Annotated in this window: 5 protein-coding genes; 2 read left to right on the top strand and 3 right to left on the bottom strand. The window is 62.9% G+C overall.

From position 1 onward, the window contains the following. Positions 1-360, bottom strand: a 360-nt coding sequence (locus tag BLX41_RS34885; protein ID WP_259744605.1) for an efflux RND transporter permease subunit, incomplete at its 3' end; no start/stop codon positions are given. Positions 361-590: 230 nt separating this feature from the next. Between BLX41_RS34885 and BLX41_RS09285 the strand changes: the two genes are divergently transcribed. Together BLX41_RS09285 and BLX41_RS09280 are read left to right on the top strand one after the other, a co-directional pair. Then, the gene (locus BLX41_RS09285; RefSeq protein WP_123724647.1) at positions 591-1,001 is read left to right on the top strand and encodes a PA0061/PA0062 family lipoprotein; all 411 of its coding nucleotides are present in this window, start codon (positions 591-593) and stop codon (positions 999-1,001) included. Positions 1,002-1,124: 123 nt separating this feature from the next. Further along, entirely contained in the window at positions 1,125-2,141 is a 1,017-nt protein-coding gene (locus BLX41_RS09280) for a PDDEXK nuclease domain-containing protein (protein ID WP_123724646.1), read from the top strand. 93 nt (positions 2,142-2,234) lie between these two features. Here the strand turns inward: BLX41_RS09280 and BLX41_RS09275 are convergent, their stop codons facing one another. Both BLX41_RS09275 and BLX41_RS34880 read right to left on the bottom strand, forming a co-directional pair. Beyond that, positions 2,235-2,573 carry a YkvA family protein gene (locus tag BLX41_RS09275; protein WP_123724645.1) on the bottom strand — a complete coding sequence of 113 codons (339 nt, stop codon included), beginning with the start codon at positions 2,571-2,573 and terminating at the stop codon, positions 2,235-2,237. Between the two features lie 244 nt (positions 2,574-2,817). Beyond that, positions 2,818-3,341: sulfite exporter TauE/SafE family protein (locus BLX41_RS34880; RefSeq protein WP_259744604.1), on the bottom strand; the 524-nt coding region annotated here is incomplete at its 5' end.

Below are 3,341 nucleotides of genomic sequence, written 5' to 3'. Positions count from 1 at the left end.
CTGCTTGAGCACGGTTTGTGACACCGCGGTCACCTGGGCGTTGGCGGTGCGGATATCGACCCCGGGCTGGAAGAAGATCTTGACGATGCCCATGCCCGGCAGCGACTGCGACTCGATGTGCTCGATGTCGTTGACCGTGGTGCTCAGGGAGCGCTCATAGGTGTAGATCACCCGCCCGGCCATGGCATCCGGCGACAGGCCGTTGTATTGCCAGACCACCGCCACCACCGGGATGCCGATATCCGGGAACACGTCGGTGGGGGTACGCAGGGCCGCCAGGGGCCCGATGATGCAGATGAATATCGCCAGCACGATGAACGTGTAGGGCTTGAGCAGTGCGGTCTTAACCAGCCCGAGCATGCCGAAAACCTCCGAGGGAGTGGGGTTGCAAACCTCGGCAGCCTGCAGCGACCCACCTAACACGCGGCTTTCAGCCAAGTGAAGGAAGTTTTAGGTAAGGCCTGTATTTCCTTTCATGTGGATTCATTTGTTCTTGCGCCGGGGCCTCGACACGCTTGATGGGCATCGACGCAGCCGATTGTCCTGGGCTTGCGTCGCACTCATTTCTGTTATTGGCGAGGTACGTTTTCATGAGACTCAAACCGCTGTTGCTGATTCCCGCCCTGGGTCTTGCCTGCTTGCTCAGCGCCTGCGCTGGGCCGATGCCCCAGCCCGACCCCAGTGAAGCCTGGATTGGCCTGCAGGAAGAGGCGCCCAACGACCTGATGGCCGAACGGGTGGACGGGAATAAGGTCGACGATGGGCGTTACTTTGAGGTCAAGCCCGGCGCTCATCGCCTGGACGTGACCTTGTTTGAAGAGAGCGTCGGCGACTCCAATCAGCAAGACTGCAATGGCCATATCAGCTACAGCGGCTTCAAGGCCGGTGAGCATTACACACTGGTGGAGTCGAGCCTGGGGACCGAGGTGTCGGTTCGCTTGTATGACGCCAAAGGCAAGCAGGTGGCCAGCACCCATGGCTTTGCGTGCATGCCGGGCTGACGGGGCTGTTTGCGTCACTGAAACAAGGACGTTTCGCTCAAGCTAAAGAGACGGGGCCGACTATAGCGACACGGTGAGCCGGGTGATGATGGAGGCCTTAATCCAGGCAACCGGGCGTTCGTCATGAAGCAGGAGGCTGAAGCGGCCGTCACCTCCACCGAGGTGGCATTCAACGAAGTGGTGCTAATGATCACCGCCGCACGGCAGCGGGCGGTGCGGGCGGTGAACACTGAATTGGTGGAACTGTACTGGCAGATCGGCGCCTATATCAGCCGCAAGATCGAGGCGTCGGAATGGGGCGATGGCGTGGTCCGGCAATTGGCGGATTATCTGGCGCGGCAGCAGCCGGGGCTACGGGGGTTTACCCGGCGTAACCTGTTCCGCATGCGTCAATTCTATGAGGTTTATCGAGGGCAGGAGAAAGTGTCAGCAGTGCTGACACAATTACCCTGGACCCAGAACCTGATCATTCTTGCGCAAGGTAAATGCGCTCAAGAGCGCGAGTTTTATCTGCGCATGGCCATCCAGGAGCAGTGGTCGACCCGAGAACTGGAACGACAGATCAAGTCCGCCTTGTTCGAACGCACGCTGACCCGACCGGCAAGCGCCTCGGCCACCTTGAGACAGGCCCGTCCCGAGGTCCTGCAGGTCTTCAAGGATGCCTACATGGTGGAGTTTCTCGGCCTGGCCCAGGGGCATGACGAAGCCGACCTGCATCAGGGGCTGGTGCGCCAACTCAAGGATTTCCTGATCGAGATGGGGCGCGACTTCTGCTTTGTCGCTTCAGGCTATCCGCTGCAGGTCGGCGGGCGCGATTTCGCCCTGGACCTGCTGCTGTTCCATCGCGGGTTGAATTGCCTGGTGGCCGTTGAGCTCAAGGTCGGGCGCTTCGAGCCGGAGTACCTGGGCAAGCTGAACTTCTACCTGGAGGCCCTGGATCGCCAGGTGCGCAAGCCCCACGAGAGTCCGGCCCTGGGTGTTCTGCTCTGTGCCAGCAAGCATGACGAGGTGGTGGAATATGCCCTCAACCGTTCACTGTCACCGGCGCTGATCGCCGAGTACCGGACCCAACTGCCGGACAAGCAACTGCTGCAGGCCAAGTTGCAGGAGTTCTATGCCCTGGACACGCAAGCGCGGTGAGCTGGCGGCAATCTTGTACGGGCGCTCCTGAGTGCTCTGGTGAATCGGATGAACACCGAGGACCGCACCCCAGCCGTTGCGTCTGCCCCTTGCTCAGTCAGGTTCACTGCCGAACCAGTCCGCCAGGCGTGCGCTGGCTTGCTCCTTGACCTCGGCGTTGATATGCGCAGCCACGGCCAGCACTGAACTGGTCAGCAGTCCAAGGTCATCCACGTACCCGGCCCCGGGGATCAGGTCCGGGATGATGTCCACTGGCAGTATGAAGTAACCCAGGGCGGCGTAGATGGTGGCCTTGGCCCAGATCGGGGTTTGCGGCCGTTGCGCGGCGTAGTAGAGCCACAGGGCTTTTTGGATCAGGGTCCGGCCAATTCGCGAGGCGTAGCGGCCGATCTTGCGCCAGAGGCACTGTTCAAGGGATTGGTCTGTCGACATGGCGCACTCCTGGTGGATACAGGTCCAGGCCATGGTCGGCGCCCGCGCCCCTGACCGGCAGAGGCCAATATTTCCCCGGTCGTTCTCCTCGTAGGAGCCGGCTTGCTGGCGAAAGGGCCGGACCAGGCGCCGTGAATCTTGCGTCAGGTCAGCGGCGTCGGTGGGGACGCCTTCGCTGACAAGCCAGCTCCTACGGGTGGCGCGTACACGATGCTGTAGGAGCCGGCTTGCCGGCGAAAGGGGCTCAGTGGGGCAGCCAGCCCAGGGCACCGCCTGCCAGCAGCAGCGCTGCCAGCATGCCGGTGACGGCGAACAGTTGTTGCAGGCGCGGGCCGGCCAGATGGCTGGCCACTTGTCGTCCCAGTACCAGTCCCACCACCGCGCCCAAGGCAAAGGGCGCACCCACGGTCCAGTGCATCACGCCGCTGAGGCTGGCGGTCACCACGCTGCCCAGGGACACCAGGGCAATCACCGCCAAGGAGGTGGCGACGATGCTCTTGCTGTCCAGGTTGGTGTAGCGGCTCAGGGCCGGGATGATCACGAAGCCGCCGCCAACCCCGAGCAACCCCGAAAGCAGCCCCGAGAGCAGGCCGGTGAAGGTCAGTGCCCGGGCGCAGGGCAGGGTCCAGCGCAAACGGCCCTGGGCCGGGTTGAGCACGCAGGGCAGGAAGGCCGGACGCGGTGCCGGCTGGCCCTGTTGCAGTTCCAGGCTGGCCTTGCGCAGGATGCGCCCGCAGGCGTACAGCAGCACCAGGGAGAACAGCAGCG

Source organism: Pseudomonas protegens (assembly GCF_003732485.1).
Classification (GTDB): Bacteria; Pseudomonadota; Gammaproteobacteria; order Pseudomonadales; family Pseudomonadaceae; genus Aquipseudomonas; species Aquipseudomonas protegens_B.
This window is presented reverse-complemented; position numbering and strand designations above follow the sequence as displayed.